The 14,519-nt window shown below is 74.9% G+C and carries 16 protein-coding genes; 6 read left to right on the top strand and 10 right to left on the bottom strand.

All coding sequences use genetic code 11. The features are described 5' to 3' along the window. Window positions 1-36: 36 nt before the first annotated feature. Genes acsA through Q0963_RS01905 form a run of 5 tightly spaced genes read left to right on the top strand, consistent with a single transcriptional unit; the run spans window position 37 to window position 5,409 of the window. Complete coding sequence (acsA, locus tag Q0963_RS01925) at window positions 37-1,845, top strand: acetate--CoA ligase (RefSeq protein WP_299441668.1); 1,809 nt, start codon at window positions 37-39, stop codon at window positions 1,843-1,845. Next, window positions 1,842-2,915, top strand: coding sequence for a pyruvate dehydrogenase (acetyl-transferring) E1 component subunit alpha (gene pdhA / locus Q0963_RS01920; RefSeq protein ID WP_367180020.1), 1,074 nt, complete (start codon window positions 1,842-1,844; stop codon window positions 2,913-2,915). The genes acsA and pdhA overlap by 4 nt, the downstream gene beginning before the upstream one ends. Continuing rightward, on the top strand, window positions 2,912-3,931 hold the full coding sequence (locus Q0963_RS01915) for an alpha-ketoacid dehydrogenase subunit beta (RefSeq protein ID WP_299441666.1): 1,020 nt from the start codon (window positions 2,912-2,914) through the stop codon (window positions 3,929-3,931). The genes pdhA and Q0963_RS01915 overlap by 4 nt, the downstream gene beginning before the upstream one ends. Further along, window positions 3,924-5,156, top strand: a complete 1,233-nt coding sequence (locus Q0963_RS01910; protein ID WP_299441663.1) for a dihydrolipoamide acetyltransferase family protein — start codon at window positions 3,924-3,926, stop codon at window positions 5,154-5,156. The genes Q0963_RS01915 and Q0963_RS01910 overlap by 8 nt, the downstream gene beginning before the upstream one ends. A gap of 4 nt (window positions 5,157-5,160) precedes the next feature. After that, window positions 5,161-5,409, top strand: a complete 249-nt coding sequence (locus Q0963_RS01905) for an acyl carrier protein (protein ID WP_299441660.1) — start codon at window positions 5,161-5,163, stop codon at window positions 5,407-5,409. Window positions 5,410-5,427: 18 nt separating this feature from the next. On the opposite strand, the gene Q0963_RS01900 is transcribed toward Q0963_RS01905, so the two are convergent. Both Q0963_RS01900 and Q0963_RS01895 read right to left on the bottom strand, forming a co-directional pair. Next, window positions 5,428-5,718: a chorismate mutase gene (locus Q0963_RS01900; RefSeq protein ID WP_299441657.1), complete on the bottom strand. Its 291-nt coding sequence runs from the start codon at window positions 5,716-5,718 to the stop codon at window positions 5,428-5,430. 146 nt (window positions 5,719-5,864) lie between these two features. After that, window positions 5,865-6,212, bottom strand: coding sequence for an acylphosphatase (locus tag Q0963_RS01895; RefSeq protein ID WP_299441654.1), 348 nt, complete (start codon window positions 6,210-6,212; stop codon window positions 5,865-5,867). A gap of 72 nt (window positions 6,213-6,284) precedes the next feature. Here Q0963_RS01895 and Q0963_RS01890 point away from each other — a divergent pair, with 72 nt between their 5' ends. Then, window positions 6,285-8,210, top strand: coding sequence for an acyltransferase family protein (locus Q0963_RS01890; RefSeq protein WP_299441651.1), 1,926 nt, complete (start codon window positions 6,285-6,287; stop codon window positions 8,208-8,210). A gap of 17 nt (window positions 8,211-8,227) precedes the next feature. On the opposite strand, the gene Q0963_RS01885 is transcribed toward Q0963_RS01890, so the two are convergent. From Q0963_RS01885 to Q0963_RS01850, 8 genes are all read right to left on the bottom strand, one after another. Further along, window positions 8,228-8,659, bottom strand: a complete 432-nt coding sequence (locus Q0963_RS01885) for a CBS domain-containing protein (RefSeq protein ID WP_299441648.1) — start codon at window positions 8,657-8,659, stop codon at window positions 8,228-8,230. After that, window positions 8,656-9,519 carry a bifunctional DNA-formamidopyrimidine glycosylase/DNA-(apurinic or apyrimidinic site) lyase gene (gene mutM / locus Q0963_RS01880; RefSeq protein ID WP_299441645.1) on the bottom strand — a complete coding sequence of 288 codons (864 nt, stop codon included), beginning with the start codon at window positions 9,517-9,519 and terminating at the stop codon, window positions 8,656-8,658. The genes Q0963_RS01885 and mutM overlap by 4 nt, the downstream gene beginning before the upstream one ends. After that, window positions 9,512-10,300, bottom strand: a complete 789-nt coding sequence (gene rnc, locus Q0963_RS01875) for a ribonuclease III (protein WP_299441642.1) — start codon at window positions 10,298-10,300, stop codon at window positions 9,512-9,514. Before rnc ends, mutM begins: the two co-directional genes overlap by 8 nt. Window positions 10,301-10,312: 12 nt before the next feature. Then, window positions 10,313-10,507, bottom strand: a complete 195-nt coding sequence (rpmF, locus tag Q0963_RS01870) for a 50S ribosomal protein L32 (RefSeq protein WP_299441639.1) — start codon at window positions 10,505-10,507, stop codon at window positions 10,313-10,315. 1 nt (window position 10,508) lies between these two features. Further along, window positions 10,509-11,084, bottom strand: a complete 576-nt coding sequence (locus Q0963_RS01865; protein WP_299441636.1) for a DUF177 domain-containing protein — start codon at window positions 11,082-11,084, stop codon at window positions 10,509-10,511. A gap of 123 nt (window positions 11,085-11,207) precedes the next feature. Continuing rightward, on the bottom strand, window positions 11,208-13,361 hold the full coding sequence (locus Q0963_RS01860; RefSeq protein WP_299441633.1) for an acyltransferase family protein: 2,154 nt from the start codon (window positions 13,359-13,361) through the stop codon (window positions 11,208-11,210). After that, window positions 13,348-13,854 carry a pantetheine-phosphate adenylyltransferase gene (coaD, locus tag Q0963_RS01855; RefSeq protein ID WP_299441630.1) on the bottom strand — a complete coding sequence of 169 codons (507 nt, stop codon included), beginning with the start codon at window positions 13,852-13,854 and terminating at the stop codon, window positions 13,348-13,350. The genes Q0963_RS01860 and coaD overlap by 14 nt, the downstream gene beginning before the upstream one ends. Before the next feature lie 31 nt (window positions 13,855-13,885). Next, window positions 13,886-14,515, bottom strand: a complete 630-nt coding sequence (locus Q0963_RS01850) for a hemerythrin domain-containing protein (RefSeq protein WP_299441627.1) — start codon at window positions 14,513-14,515, stop codon at window positions 13,886-13,888. Between the last annotated feature and the right edge of the window lie 4 nt (window positions 14,516-14,519).

The raw sequence follows: 14,519 nt of genomic DNA, 5'->3' as shown, positions 1-14,519 counted from the left end.
CCGCGCGGGCGTGCCGGTCGGTGGCGGAGGTGCCCGGTGAACACGACGACCACGAGCTCGACCGGCCGGACGACGCCCTCGGGCGACTACCCCGTCCTCAACCACCCACCCGCCCGGCCACCGCTCATCGGCGACCACGCCGAGCGGACGCGCACCTTCACCTGGGACGAGGCCCGTGGCTGGCTCGCCGCGGAGCCGGGCGAGCGCCTCAACATCGCGTACCAGGCCGTGCAGCGGCAGGTGGACGCCGGCCGGGGCAGCGCCGTGGCCGTGCGGTTCCTCGACCGCACCGCGCCCCGCACCGAGCTGACGTACGCCGAGCTGGCCGACGCCGCCGCCGGGTTCGCCGCCGTTCTCACCGGGCTCGGGGTGGGGCCCGGCGACCGGGTCTGCACGCTGCTCCCCCGGTCCCCGGAGCTGTTCGTCGCCGCGCTCGGCACCCTGTGGAACGGCAGCGTCTACTGCCCGCTGTTCCCCGCGTTCGGGCCGGGCCCGGTCCGCCAGCGGCTCGACCTCGGGCACGTGCGGCTGCTCGTCACCGACCGGGCGTCCTACGAGCGCAAGGTCGCCGAGGCCCGCGACGACCTGCCCCACCTGTCGGCCGTCGTCGTGCTCGAGGACGACGCGCCGCCCGGGACCGTCTCGTGGCGCGACGCGCAGACCCGGGCCGAGGGGCTGCCTCGCCCGCCGGTGGCCGAGACCGGCCCCGAGGACCCCGCGCTGCTGCACTTCACGAGCGGCACGACCGGTCGGCCCAAGGGCGCCGTCCACGTGCACGAGGCGGTCGTGGCCCACCACGCGACGGCGCGGATGGTGCTGGACCTGCACGAGGACGACGTCTACTGGTGCACGGCCGACCCCGGCTGGGTGACCGGCACGTCCTACGGCATCATCGGGCCGCTGACCTGCGGGGTGACGGTCGTGACCGACGCCGCCGACTTCGACGCCCGGCGCTGGTACTCGGTCCTCCAGGACGAGCAGGTCACCGTCTTCTACACCGCGCCCACCGCCCTGCGGATGCTCATGCGCAGCGGCGCCGACCTGGCCCGCGCCCACGACCTGTCCCGGCTGCGGCACGTCGTGAGCGTCGGGGAGCCGCTCAACCCCGAAGCGGTGATGTGGGGTACCGAGGCCTTCGGGCGGCCCATCCACGACACGTGGTGGCAGACGGAGACCGGCGCGATCATGATCAGCAACGTCCCCGGCATGCCGGTGCGCCCGGGGTCGATGGGCCGACCGGTGCCGGGCGTCGAGGTCGCCGTGCTCGCGCGCGGCGACGACGGGCGGGCGCTGGTGCGCGACGGTGAGGTGCAGCGCTGCGGCCCCGACGAGGTGGGCGAGCTCGCCCTGAGACCGGGGTGGCCCTCGATGTTCCGGGCCTACCTCGACCAGCCCGAGCGCTACGCGGCGGCGTTCAGCGGGGGCTGGTACCTCAGCGGTGACCTGGCCCGGGTCGACGCCGATGGCTACGTCTGGTTCGTCGGCCGGGCGGACGACGTCATCAAGTCCGCCGGCCACCTCATCGGCCCGTTCGAGGTCGAGAGCACGCTCATGGAGCACCCGTCGGTCTCCGAGGTGGGGGTCATCGGCAAGCCGGACCCCCTCGCGGGCGAGATCGTCAAGGCGTTCGTCACGCTCGCCCCCGGGGTGGAGCCGTCGGAGGCGCTGCGTCGCGAGCTCATCGTCTTCGGGCGGCACCGGCTCGGGTCGGTGGCGCCGCGGGAGATCGCCTTCGACCCCCACCTGCCCCACACCCGCAGCGGCAAGGTCATGCGGAGGCTGCTCAAGGCGCGCGAGCTCGGCCTGCCCGAGGGCGACACCTCGACGGTGGAGGAGACACCATGACCGGGACCGCGGCGGACGCCGCCACGACCACGCCCACGACCCCCGGCGACCCGGCGCGGCCCGACCCGGTGGCGATGCTGCGCCAGATGCTCCTCATCCGGCGGTTCGAGGAGAAGTGCGTCGAGCTGTACAGCGCGACCCGGATCCGCGGCTTCCTCCACCTGTGCATCGGCGAGGAGGCCACGGCGGTCGGCGTCCTCGGGGCGCTCGGCCCGCAGGACGCCGTCGTGTCCACCTACCGCGAGCACGGTCACGCCCTCGCCCGCGGCCTGCCGGCGGCCGAGGTCATGGCCGAGCTGTACGGGCGCGCCACCGGCTGCAGCCGGGGCCGCGGCGGGTCGATGCACCTCTTCGACGCCTCGCGCCGCTTCTACGGAGGCAACGCCATCGTCGCGGGTGGCCTGCCGCTCGCCGTCGGCCTCGCCCTCGCCGACGCGATGCGGGACCGGCCGGTCGTCACCGCCGCCATCTTCGGCGACGGCGCCTTCGCCGAGGGCGAGCTGCACGAGAGCGCCAACCTCGCCGCGCTGTGGCACCTGCCGGTCCTCTTCTGCTGCGAGAACAACCTGTACGCGATGGGCACCTCCCTCAAGCGCGAGCACGCCAACACCGACCTGGCGGCCCGGGCCGCGAGCTACGGCATGGTGGCCCGCACGGTCGACGGGATGGACGTCGAGGAGGTGCGGGCCGCCGTCGACGAGGCGGTGGCCTCGATCCGCCGCGGCGAGGGCCCGGTGTTCCTCGAGCTGCAGACCTACCGGTACCGGGCGCACTCGATGTACGACCCCGACCGGTACCGCGACAAGGCGGAGATCGAGCACTACCGGCAGCGAGACCCGATCGCCCTCCTCACGACCCGGCTGCTCGACGGCGGCCGGCTCACGACCGCGGACGTCGACCGCCTCGAGACCGACGTCGCCGCCGAGGTGGAGGCCGCTGTCGCCGCAGCGGAGGCGGGCCCGACCGAGCCGGTCGCCGACCTCACCCGGTTCCTGCGGACCCACCCCGCGGACGCCGGCCAGGGCGGCCCGGTCCGGGCGTCCGGGCCCGACGAAGGAGGAGCACCGTGACGACGACGCTGCACGACCCCACCCGGCCCGCGACGCGCGCGACGACGTACCGCGAGGCGCTGCGCGAGGCCCACCGCGACGCGATGCAGCGGGACGACCGGGTCTTCCTCATGGGCGAGGACGTCGGCCGCTACGGCGGCAGCTACGCCGTCAGCCTCGGCCTGCTGGAGGAGTTCGGCGAGGAGCGGGTGCGCGACACGCCCCTGTCGGAGTCGGGGTTCACCGGCGCCGGCATCGGCGCGGCCCTCGGTGGCCTGCGTCCGATCGTCGAGATCATGACGGTCAACTTCAGCCTCCTCGCGCTGGACCAGATCCTCAACAACGCGGCGACCCTGCGGCACATGTCCGGCGGGCAGGTGTCGGTGCCGCTCGTCATCCGCATGACGACGGGGGGCGGGCGCCAGCTCGCGGCGCAGCACTCGCGCAGCCTCGAGGCCTACTACGCGCACATCCCGGGCATCACCGTGCTCGCGCCCGCGACCCTCGAGGACGCCCGGGGGATGCTGTGGCCGGCGCTCCAGGATCCCGACCCGGTCGTGATCTTCGAACACGGCACGCTCTACAACCTCGCCGGCGAGCTGCCCGAGGAGCCGGAACCGGTCGACATCGCGCATGCCGCCGTCCGCCGGGCCGGCACGGACGTCACGCTCATCGGGTACGGCGGGACGGTCTGGCGGGCCCTGGCCGCGGCCGACGACCTCGCCGGGCGGGGCATCGAGGCCGAGGTGCTCGACCTGCGCGTGCTGCGCCCCCTCGACGACGAGGCGGTCCTCGGGTCGGTCGCGCGGACCCACCGGGCCGTCGTCGTCGACGAGGGCTGGCGCAGCGTCGGGATCGCGGCCGAGGTCAGCGCGCGGATCGCCGAGGGCGCCCTGTACGAGCTCGACGCGCCCGTCGAGCGGGTGTGCGGGGTGGAGGTGCCGGTGCCGTACCCGAAGCACCTCGAGGACGCGGCGCTGCCCCAGGTGGCCGACGTCGTCGCCGCGGCCCGGCGGGCGGTGGGCGACTATGCCTGAGTTCCGGATGCCGTCGCTCGGTGCCGACATGACCGAGGGGACCGTGCTGGAGTGGCTCGTGGCACCTGGCGACGTCGTCCACCGCGGCGACATCGTCGCGGTCGTCGACACGACGAAGTCCGCCGTCGAGGTCGAGTGCTTCGACGACGGCGTCGTGGCCTCCCTCGACGTCGACCCGGGGACCAAGGTGCCCGTCGGGACCGTGCTCGCGCACCTGACGGACGCCGACGGTGGCACCGCGGTCGCCGGCCCCCCCGCCGCCCCGGACACCCACGCCGGCGACGCCGCCGAGCCTGATGCTGCTGCGGCCCCCGCGCCGGCCGCCCCGCCCACGGCGACCCGGCTCCCCCACCGCGGGGGTCCGGGGCGGATCTCGCCGCTGGCCCGCCGGCTGGCCGACGAGCTCGGCGTCGACCTCGCCACGGTGCACGGGACCGGACTGCACGGGGTCATCCGCGCCGAGGACGTGCGGGCGGCCGCAGCATCGACGCCGGCGACCGGTGCGGCATCCCCGCCGGTCGCCGGGCACGACGCCCCCGCCCGGGCCCTCGACATGCGCCGCAGCATCGCGGCGCTGATGACCCGGTCGAACACCGAGATCCCGCACTACCACCTGGCCCTCACCGTCGACCTGCACCGCACCCTCGAATGGGTGCGCGAGCGCAACCTCGAGCTGTCCCTCGCCGAGCGTCTCGTGCCCGCGGCGTGCCTGCTGCGCGCCACCGCGCTCGCGGCCCGGGAGGTCCCCGAGCTCAACGGCCACTGGGTCGAGGACGCCTTCCGGCCGGCCGAGCACGTCGACCTCGGGCTCATCCTGTCGCTGCGCAGCGGCGGGCTGCTCGTGCCCGCCATCGCCGGGGCCGAGGAGCTCGACGCCGTCGCGATGATGACCCGGGTCCGCGACCTGACCCGGCGGGCCCGCGGCGGCCGGCTGCGGGGGTCCGATCTCGACCCGCCGAGCCTGACCGTGTCGAACCTCGGGGACCAGGGCGTGGAGTCCGTCGCCGGGGTCATCTACCCGCCACAGGTGGCGCTCGTCGGGTTCGGGGCCGTCTCGGAGCGGCCGTGGGCGGTCGACGGGATGCTCGGGGTCCGCCCCCTCGTGACGGTGACGCTGGCCGCCGACCACCGCGCGACCGACGGGGCGATCGGCTCGCGCTTCCTCAAGGCCCTCGACCGCGCCCTCCAGGACCCCGCATCGACGATGGAGCAGAAGGAGCGGTGACGCCATGACACCCGACCAGGCCCGTGCCGTCCTCCAGGAGGCGATCGGCCACGTGGTGCCCGGGGCCGACCTCGGCCCGCTGCCGGACGACGCTGACCTCCGCGACGCCTTCGAGCTGGACTCGCTCGACTTCGTCGAGGTCGTCGAGCAGCTGAGCGGCATCGTGGGCTTCCGCATCGAGGACCACGAGGCGGAGTCGCTGCGCACCGTCGAGCGCGCGACGCGCTTCCTCACCGCGCGCGCCCCCGCCTGACCGGGGCGCGGCCGACACTCAGTCGGGGTTCGCGATGCGCTCGTGGTGGTGGATGACCTCGGCGATGATGAAGTTGAGGAACGCCTCGGCGAACCGGGGGTCCAGGCCCGCGTCGTCCGCGAGTGCCTTGAGCCGTGCGACCTGGGCCTCCTCGCGGCCGGGGTCCGCCGGTGGCATCCCCATCTCGGCCTTGAGCTCGCCGACGGCCTGGGTGCACTTGAACCGCTCCGCGAGCAGGTGGACGAGCGCGGCGTCGATGTTGTCGATGCTCGAGCGCAGCCGCGCGAGGTCCGGAGGGATGTCGCTCACCCCACCATCGTAGGAACGCCGGGCCGGCCGGCGCGCACCGTCCCACCGACCGACCCCGACTTTTCAGGCTGCGGTCCGCGTCCGGGGGCCCGACAGCGGCGTGTCGGCGGACGCCGGCCTGAAAGGTCGGGAGAAGCCGGGGGTGGTCAGCGCTCGCGGAAGCCGGACTCACCCTTGGCCTCGGCCCACAGGGGGGCGGACACCGACGTGACGCGCCCCGGGCGGCCGGCCGCCGACCACGACGACGCCTCCGGCGGGTCCTCGCGCAGCAGCCCCACGAGCCGCTCGACGGCGGCCCGCGGCCCCTCCGCCACGACCTCGACGCGGCCGTCGGCGGTGTTGCGGGCCCACCCGGCCAGCCCGAGCTCCAGGGCCCGCGCCCGGGTCCACCACCGGAACCCCACCCCCTGGACCAGCCCGCGGACGAACACGGTGCAGCGCACCGGTGCCGGGTCGGCGGGGCCCGGCCGGCCCCTGGCGTCGTCGGTGCTCATCCGCTCCATCGTAGGGAGGTCTGCACCGCGCGCCTCCGCCCCACTGTCACCACCCGTCACTACCGTTGCCGCATGGAGCCGCACGGCCACCACGAGGGGGGCGGCGTCGCGACGGCGCGACGTCCCGCCGCCGACCCTCGGCGCGGGGCCCGGCGGCTCGCCGGTCTCGACGGCCTGCGCGCCCTGGCCATCGTGGCCGTCGTCGTCTTCCACCTCGACCCCACCTGGCTGCCCGGCGGGTTCCTCGGCGTCGACGTCTTCCTCGTCGTCTCCGGCTTCCTCATCACGACGCTGCTCGTGCGCGAGCGGGCCGAGACCGGCGCGGTCGACCTGCGCGCCTTCTGGACCCGGCGGGCCCGACGCCTCCTGCCCGCCCTGCTCGTCATGGTCCCCGCGGCCGTCCTCCTCGCCCGCCTCACCGAGAGCGACCTCCTCGTCGGCGTGGGGCGCCAGGTGCTCGGCGCCGCGACCTTCACCTCGAACTGGCTCGAGATCGGCGCCGGGACCGACTACTTCGCGAGCACCTCCCCCACGCTGCTCGCCAACCTGTGGTCGCTCGCCGTCGAGGAGCAGTTCTACCTGGTGTGGCCGCTCGCCCTGCTGGTCCTGCTCCGGTTCGTCCGGCGGCCCGCGCACCGGGTCGCCGCCGTCCTCGGCCTGGCCGCGGTCAGCGCCCTCCTCATGGCTGTCCGCCTCGACCCCGAGCACCCGACCCGGGTGTACTACGGCACCGACACCCACGCCATGGGGCTGATGATCGGCGCCGCCCTGGCGCTCGCGCTCGCCTCCCCCGGGCGCGCCCTCACCCGCACCGTCGCCTGGTCGAGGCACCGCCGCACCGTCGCCGTCCTCGCCCTCGCCGCCCTCGGCGCCCTGTTCGCGCTGGCCGACGAACGCTCAGCCCTCACCTTCCGGGGCGGCATCCTGCTGGCCTCCCTCGCCACGGCGGCGCTCGTGCTCGTCGTCGTCGAGCGGCCGGGGCGGCTCCGGGCCCTGCTGGAGGTCCCGCTCGCCCGGTGGCTCGGCGCCCGCAGCTACGGCATCTACCTCTGGCACTGGCCGGTGGTGCTCGTCGTCGGCCAGGACCTGCCGGTGGCGCCCGGCGGCGGCGACTACGTCCTGACCCGGCTGTGGGCCGTCGTCGTCACCCTCGCCGCGGCCGACCTGTCGTACCGCTTCGTCGAGTCCCCGGTCCGCCGGCGCGGCGCCCGCGGGGCCTTCGCCGCGGCCACCCGGCGGCTGCGCTCCGGGGGCACCCGGCGGGCCCGCGTCGTGTGGTCCACGGTCGCCCTCGTCGCCGTCGCGGTTCCGGTCGTGCTGCTGACCGCCCCCGAGCGCACCTCCACGGCCGCGTCCCTCGCCGCCCGCGAGGCAGCCCTGGCCCGGGCCGCCGCCGTCGACCCCACGCCCACCGCGGCCCCGTCTCCCGCAGCGACCCCCACCGCCACCGCCACGGCGAAGCCGGCGGTGTGGACGATGCCCAAGGGCTCCCAGATCGACGCGTTCGGCGACTCGATGCTCGTCGGGGCCAGCGACGCGATGGCGTACTACTTCCCGAAGATCCGCCTCGACGCCCGCTCGAACCGGCGCTGGAGCGAGGCCCCCGCCCTCGTCGCCGCCCGCGGGGACAACCTCCGCCGCGCCGTCGTGCTCGCCTTCGGCACCAACCACGGCACCGACGAGGTGGCCCTCCGCACAACGCTCGAGGCCATCGGCCCGCAGCGGATGGTCGTCGTCGTCACGGTCCACGGCCGCTACGCCCGCGCCCGCAGCGACAACGAGACGCTGCGCGACGTCGTGCGCGACCACCCGAACGTCGTCGTCGCCGACTGGGACGCGGCCCTGGCCGATACCAGCGGGATGCTCCAGTCCGACGACATCCACCCCAGCATCCGCGGCGCGCACCTGTACAGCAGCACCGTGCGGTCGGCGCTCGCGGAGCTCTCCGAACGCCGCACGGGCAAGGCGGTCACGCTGCCGCCCATCCCGCTCCCCTGACCAGGCTCCCGCCCGGCTCAGCAGACGCCGGGGCCGCGCCGTTCGGCCGCGCGGGCCGCCACGTCGTCGTCGGAGCAGAACCCGCTGCCCGACCGCTTCAGGCAGAGCAGCCCGAGCAGCGCTCCGCCGTCGTCGACGACCGCGAGCCGCCGGATGCCCTGCGCGACCATCCGCAGGCGCACCTGCTCGAGGTCCTCACCGGGGCCCACCGTACGGCCCTCGAGCGGAGCCAGCCCCGCTGCCGCGTCCCCCTCCGCCGCACCGGCGAGGTCGCCGCGGTCGAGCACCGCCACGAGCCGGGTCGCGTCGACGAGCAGGGCGGCGTGCACGTGGTCGTCGGTGAACAGCCGCCGCAGCTCGCCGACGGTCGCCCCGGGCGCGCTGACGGTCGGGGCGTGCAGCATCGCGTCGGCCACGACGGGTCGCCCGTCCCCGGCCACCGCGGTCATCGCAGACCTCGGGCCCGGCGTGGCCGGGGCTGGCAGCGCGGGCACGAGAAGGAGGAACGGTTCATGAACTGCTCCCGGCGGATGAGGGTGCCGCACCGCGGGCACGGCCGGCCGACCTGACCGTAGGCCGCCAGCGACCGGTCGAAGTACCCCGACGCGCCGTTGACGTTGACGTACAGCGCGTCGAAGCTCGTGCCGCCCTGCCCGAGCGCCTCGCGCATGACCTCGGCGGCGTGGTCGAGCAGGAGCCCGAGACGGGGCTTGGTGAGCGCGCTGGCGGGTCGTTCCCCGTGCACCTGGGCCCGCCAGAGCGCCTCGTCGGCGTAGATGTTGCCGATGCCCGAGACGACCGTCTGGTCGAGCAGCACCCGCTTGACCGCGCTGTCCTTGGCCTTGGCGCGGCGCACGACCGCGTCCCGCTGGAACGCGGGCTCCAGCGGGTCGGGGGCGATGTGCGCGATCGTCGCCGGCACCCCGCCGGCCCCGAGGTCGCTGAGCGCCAGCCCGCCGAAGGTGCGCTGGTCCACGAACCGCAGCTCGGGGCCGTCGTCGGCGAACCGGAACCGCGCGTGCAGGTGCTTCTCGTCCGGGGCGTCGGGCTGCTCGACGAGCAGCTGGCCGCTCATCCCGAGGTGGAGCAGCAGCCCGAGGTCGTCCTCGAGGTCCCACCACAGGTACTTGCCGCGACGGCGGACGGCGGCGACCCGCCGGCCCTCGAGCCGGTCCGCGAGATCGGTGGGCCCGGCCGGGTGGCGGCGGGCCACGCGATGTCCCCGCAGCTCGACGGCCGCCAGGGTGCGGCCTTCGACGTGCTGCGCCAGCCCGCGCCGGACGACCTCGACCTCGGGGAGCTCAGGCACCGTGCGCGGGGTCGACCAGCGGTCGGCCGGCCGTCGGCACCGGCGCCTCGTGGGCGTCGCGGATGGCCGTCCACGCATGCGCGGCGGCCTCCTGCTCGGCGACCTTCTTGGTGCGGCCGGCCCCCCGCCCGAGGAGCGTGCCGCCGATGGCGACCTCCGCGTCGAAGGACTTCGCGTGCTCGGGTCCGTCCTCGGTCACGCTGTACTCGGGCGAGCCCAGACCGTGCTTGGAGCAGATCTCCTGGAGGCTCGTCTTCCAGTCCAGGCCGGCCCCGAGCGTCGCGGACTGGGCGAGCAGCGGGTCGACGAGGTGGTGGACGAGCTCGCCGGCGGCCTCGATGCCGGCGCACGAGTAGACGGCGCCGATGACGGCCTCGACGGTGTCGGCGAGGATGGAGTCCTTGTCGCGCCCCCCGGTGGTCTCCTCGCCGCGGCCGAGGAAGATGTGGTCCCCGAGCCCCAGGGTGCGCCCGACGTCGGCGAGGGCGCGCATGTTGACGACGGCGGCCCGCAGCTTCGCGAGCTGCCCCTCGCTGTCGTCGGGGTTCGCCTCGTACAGCGTCGTCGTGACCACGAGCCCGAGGACGGAGTCGCCGAGGAACTCGAGGCGCTCGTTGTGGGGCAGGCCGCCCATCTCGTACGCGTACGAGCGGTGCGTCAGGGCACGCCGCAGCAACGCCTCGTCGACCGGGACGCCGGTGACCGCCGTGAGGTGGTCCGCCAGCTCGGCGACGGGGCGCAGCGGGGCGAGTTCACCGGCCGCGGCCGACCCCTTGCCCATCGGAGTGCCGGGTCAGCCCTGGTGCTCGGTGCGCTCTGCGACCCCGTAGTGGCGGCCCTTGTACGCGCCGCACGACGGGCACGCGACGTGCGGCTGCGTCGGCGCCTTGCACTGCGGGCACGTCGTGGTGGCAACCACCGTCGCCTTCCAGTTGGCGCGGCGCGAGCGGGTGTTGGAGCGCGACATCTTCCGCTTCGGAACGGCCACGTCAGGTCCTCTTCTCTGTCGTCGTGGGCGGGTCGGCCAAGGCCGAGAGCGCCGCCCATCGGGGGTCGATCTGGTCGTGCTGGTGCTCCGGGTCCTCCGCGAGCGGCTGTCCGCACACGGAGCACAGCCCGGGGCAGTCCGGCCGGCACACCGGCTGGAACGGCAGTGCAGGCACCACCGTGTCCCGGATCACCGGTTCGAGGTCGATGTAGCCGTCCTCGATCCGCTGCTCCTCGTCGGCGTCCTCGTCCCCCACCTCCTGGTGGTGGACGTGTCGATCGGCGTGAACGAACAGCTCCTGGAACCTCCCGTCGACCTTATCGGTGACGGGGTCCAGGCACCGCACGCAGGCGCCGCTCGCCGTGCCGCGCACCGAACCGGTGACGAGGACGCCCTCGACGACCGACTCCATCCGCAGGTCGAGCAGGAGGGGGCTGCCCTCCTCGACGCGGATGACGTCGGTACCGAGGTCGCTCGGCGCCGCGGCCTCACGCTCCAGCTCATGCATCGTCCCGGGTCGACGGCCCACGAGCTTGGTGTCGAGCACCAAGGGCGAGCGCGGGTCGAGTCGGGTCATGGCTTTCACGTGTGGTCGGGATGGTTCGGGTCACGCCGCACGGACGCAGACCGAGGGTCAAGGTTACCGGCACCGGCCCACCTGCCCAAACCGGACCGTCCGGAGCCGGTCGGACCGGTGCGCTCAGCCCGCATCGGTGCCCGCATCGGCGTCCTCGTCGGCGTCCTCGTCCGGGTCCTCGGCCGCGGGCAGCGCCGCCGTCACGGCCGCCGCGACCTGGGGCGCCAGGGTCCGGGCGTACGTCGCCGTCACGTGGTCACCGGCCCGGTGCACGGCGACATGCCCGACGACGACGGGACACTGCCCGCCCGGGCAGATCCACGGGGTGAGGTCGAGGAGCGTGACGCCCTCCCCGGCCGCGTCCACCGCGGCCTCCTGCCCCTGGAGGCCGCTGGCGGCCACGGCGGGCTCCGCCGGGAAGGTGCAGGTGTCGAGCTCGGTCGGGTGCCAGGCGGCGCAGATGTCGAGGTCGTCGGGTGAGACGGGGCTGTCCCCGACGACGACGACCGGGACGTCGGCCGTGACGAGGCCCGACCACGCGTCGACGTAGCCCTGGCGCAGGAGGTCGGCGTCGGGCGCGGACCCGTCCCAGGCGCCGCGGGCCACCCCCGAGGTGACGACGACGTCCGGCGGGTCGGCGGTGAGCTCGGACCGCACCGCCTCGTTCCAGGCGTCGCACTGCGGGTAGGGCCGCCCGCCCTCGGTGGCGGGGGCCGCGGCGTACGCGCAGGCCGACTTCCCGTACGTGACGATGCGCCACCCCTGCTCCGCCGCCTGCTCCTGGAGGGCCGGCAGCCACTGCATCGCCTTGGAGTCCCCGACGAGGGCGACGGTGATCTCGCCCTCCGGCACCCCGAACGTGCACCGGACGGGCTCGACGACGCTGTGGTCCACCTGGCAGCGGTCGATGTCGGCGTCGGGTCGGTCCTTGCCGGCGAGCAGCGGGTCGGGCGTCACCCAGCCGGGGTCCGCGGTGTCGGCGACGGCCCGGCCGGGCACGACGGTCGCCGCGCCGAGGGTCGCCAGGGGCGGCCGGACGCCCTCCTCGGGGGCGGTCACGAACGGCGTGCGGAGCGACAGCAGCGGCAGCGCGACGAGCACCCCGACGAGCGAGAGCGCCGCCCCGAACGCGACGAGGGCCCGCGGGCGGGTCCGCAGGAAGCTGCCGTGGTGGATCGGCTGCTCGATGTACCGCCACGAGACCCACGCGGGCCACAGCGACGCCGCCGCGACCGCGACCTTCGCCCACCCGGGCATCCGCTCCCCGGTGAGCCACTCGACGGTCCACTCCCCGAGGACGATCGCCGGCCAGTGCCACAGGTAGATCGAGTACGACATCCCGCCCAGCCACACCATCGGCCGGGTCCCCAGCAGGCGCACCGGGCCGAACCGGGCACCCTGCCACCCGACCCAGAGGACGAGCGCGGTCGGCAGGGTCGGCAGGAGCGCCCAGGCGCTGGGCCACTCGATGCGGGCGGGGAGGAGGAACGGGACGGCGAGGAGGGCGGCGAGGCCGGCCCAGCCGAGCGGTGCCACCCACGGTGCGGGCTTCGCGGGGTGGGGCCGCCCCGTCAGCCAGACGGCGAGCAGCGCCCCGACCCCGAGCTCCCACACCCGCGTCGTCGTCGTGAAGAAGGACGGGCGGGGCATGGCGTACGAGTAGTAGACCGACCAGGCGAAGGAGGCGAGGACGAGCACCCCGAGCGCCACCGCGACCGTGCGGCGGTCCGGGCGCCGCCCGAAGCGACGGGCGCCCCAGGCGAGCACGATGAGCAGCACCGGCCAGAGGACGTAGAACTGCTCCTCGACCGACAGCGACCAGAAGTGCTGGACCGGCGAGGGGCGGGCGTCCGAGGCGAGGTAGTCGACCTCGCGCCCGGCGAAGACCCAGTTGACGACGTAGGCCGCGGCCGCGATGACGTCGTGGCCGATGGACTGACGCCGCTCCCCCGGGACGACGACGTAGGAGACGGCGGAGACGACGGCGAGCACGAGCACCGCGGCGGGGAGCAGGCGGCGGGCCCGGCGCCCGAGGAACCGCACCCACGAGATCTTCCCGGTCCGCCCCAGCTCGACGAGCAGCAGCGTGGTGATGAGGTACCCGGAGATGACGAAGAAGATGTCGACGCCGACGAAGCCCGCCGGGATCGGCAGGCCGGCGTGGTAGGCGAGCACGCTGAGGATCGCGATGGCCCGCAGCCCCTCGATGTCCGGCCGGAAGCCGCGCCGCTGACGCGGCCGGCGCACCTCGACCGGCGCCGTGTCAGTGGTCGCCACGCAGCCGGGTGACGAGGGCGTCGCGTACCTCGTCCGGGACGAGCCCGCTGACGTCGCCGCCGTAGCGGACGACCTCCTTGACGAGCGAGCTCGAGACGTGCTCGAGCGAGGGCTCGCCGGGGAGGAAGACGGTCTCGACCCCGCTGAGGTGCCGGTTCATCAGCGCCATCGGCAGCTCGTAGGCGACGTCGGTGCCGCTGCGGAAGCCCTTGACGACGACGTCGGCCCCGACGTCGCGGCACACGTCGACCAGGAGCGTGTCCGCGAAGGACAGGACCCGTACCTGGTCGCTCATCCCGGCGTCGGCGACCGCCGACTCGACGAACGCGAGGCGCTCCTCGACGGTGAAGGTGCCCTGCTTGGCGGGGTTGTGGAGGACCGCGACGACGACCTCGTCGTACAGCGCCGCCGCCCGGGCGACGACGTCGAGGTGCCCGTGGGTCACCGGGTCGTAGGAGCCGGGGCACACGGCCCGGCGCACGCGCTCACTCACGCCGAGCACCCTACAAGTGCCTCACCGCCGCTCAGCCCCCCTGCTTGGCGGCGTCCTCGATCTCCTCGGCCTTCTCCTTGGCCTCGGCCTTGACCCGTTCGGCCTCCTCGCGGGCCTCCTCCGGCGCGAGGGTGCCCTCGGCGACGGCCTCCTCGAGCAGGGCGGCGACCTGCTCCTCGGACGCGCAGCCCTCCTCGAGCAGCTGGTTGCGCCGGGTGAGCCAGGCGACCCCGAGGTCCTCGCGGGCGTCGAGCGCGACCTCCTCCCGCGCCGGGTTGAGGATGGTCTGCTCCTCCTCGTTCGAGTGGTGGTTGACGACCGTCGCGAGCTCCTCGAGCGCGTCGTCGTACTTCTGGGTGTCGGTGCCCGCGCAGCGCAGGAACGCCAGGAGGGCCTCGGTGATCTCGGCGTGCTCCTCCTCACCGTGCTCGGCCTCGTGCGCGGTGATGTCCTCGGCCTTCCGGCGCAGCGTCGGGTAGACCTTCTCCTCCTCGGCGGTCGCGTGCGCGACGAGGACCTCGGCGAGGGCCTCGCGGGCGGCCGCACGGTCGGCGTCGGTGCGCCGGCACTCGCGCAGCAGGTGCTCGAACAGGCGGTGGTCGTCGAGGATGACCTCGAGGACGTCGCCACTGACGGGGCGGGGGATCTCGTAGTCGGACATCCCG

It is taken from the genome of uncultured Phycicoccus sp. (genome assembly GCF_947495705.1).
Taxonomy (GTDB): Bacteria; Actinomycetota; Actinomycetes; order Actinomycetales; family Dermatophilaceae; genus Phycicoccus.
This window is presented reverse-complemented; position numbering and strand designations above follow the sequence as displayed.

Bases quoted from the DNA above. Each gene is read 5' to 3' on its own strand.
- Q0963_RS01910 (WP_299441663.1), top strand. From the start codon at position 3,924: ATGCCTGAGTTCCGGATGCCGTCGCTCGGTGCCGACATGACCGAGGGG.
- rnc (WP_299441642.1), bottom strand. From the start codon at position 10,300: ATGGGCAAGGGGTCGGCCGCGGCCGGTGAACTCGCCCCGCTGCGCCCC.
- Q0963_RS01850 (WP_299441627.1), bottom strand. From the start codon at position 14,515: ATGTCCGACTACGAGATCCCCCGCCCCGTCAGTGGCGACGTCCTCGAG.
- Q0963_RS01865 (WP_299441636.1), bottom strand. From the start codon at position 11,084: ATGACCCGACTCGACCCGCGCTCGCCCTTGGTGCTCGACACCAAGCTC.
- Q0963_RS01905 (WP_299441660.1), top strand. From the start codon at position 5,161: ATGACACCCGACCAGGCCCGTGCCGTCCTCCAGGAGGCGATCGGCCAC.
- pdhA (WP_367180020.1), top strand. From the start codon at position 1,842: ATGACCGGGACCGCGGCGGACGCCGCCACGACCACGCCCACGACCCCC.
- Q0963_RS01895 (WP_299441654.1), bottom strand. From the start codon at position 6,212: ATGAGCACCGACGACGCCAGGGGCCGGCCGGGCCCCGCCGACCCGGCA.
- Q0963_RS01885 (WP_299441648.1), bottom strand. From the start codon at position 8,659: ATGACCGCGGTGGCCGGGGACGGGCGACCCGTCGTGGCCGACGCGATG.
- Q0963_RS01890 (WP_299441651.1), top strand. From the start codon at position 6,285: ATGGAGCCGCACGGCCACCACGAGGGGGGCGGCGTCGCGACGGCGCGA.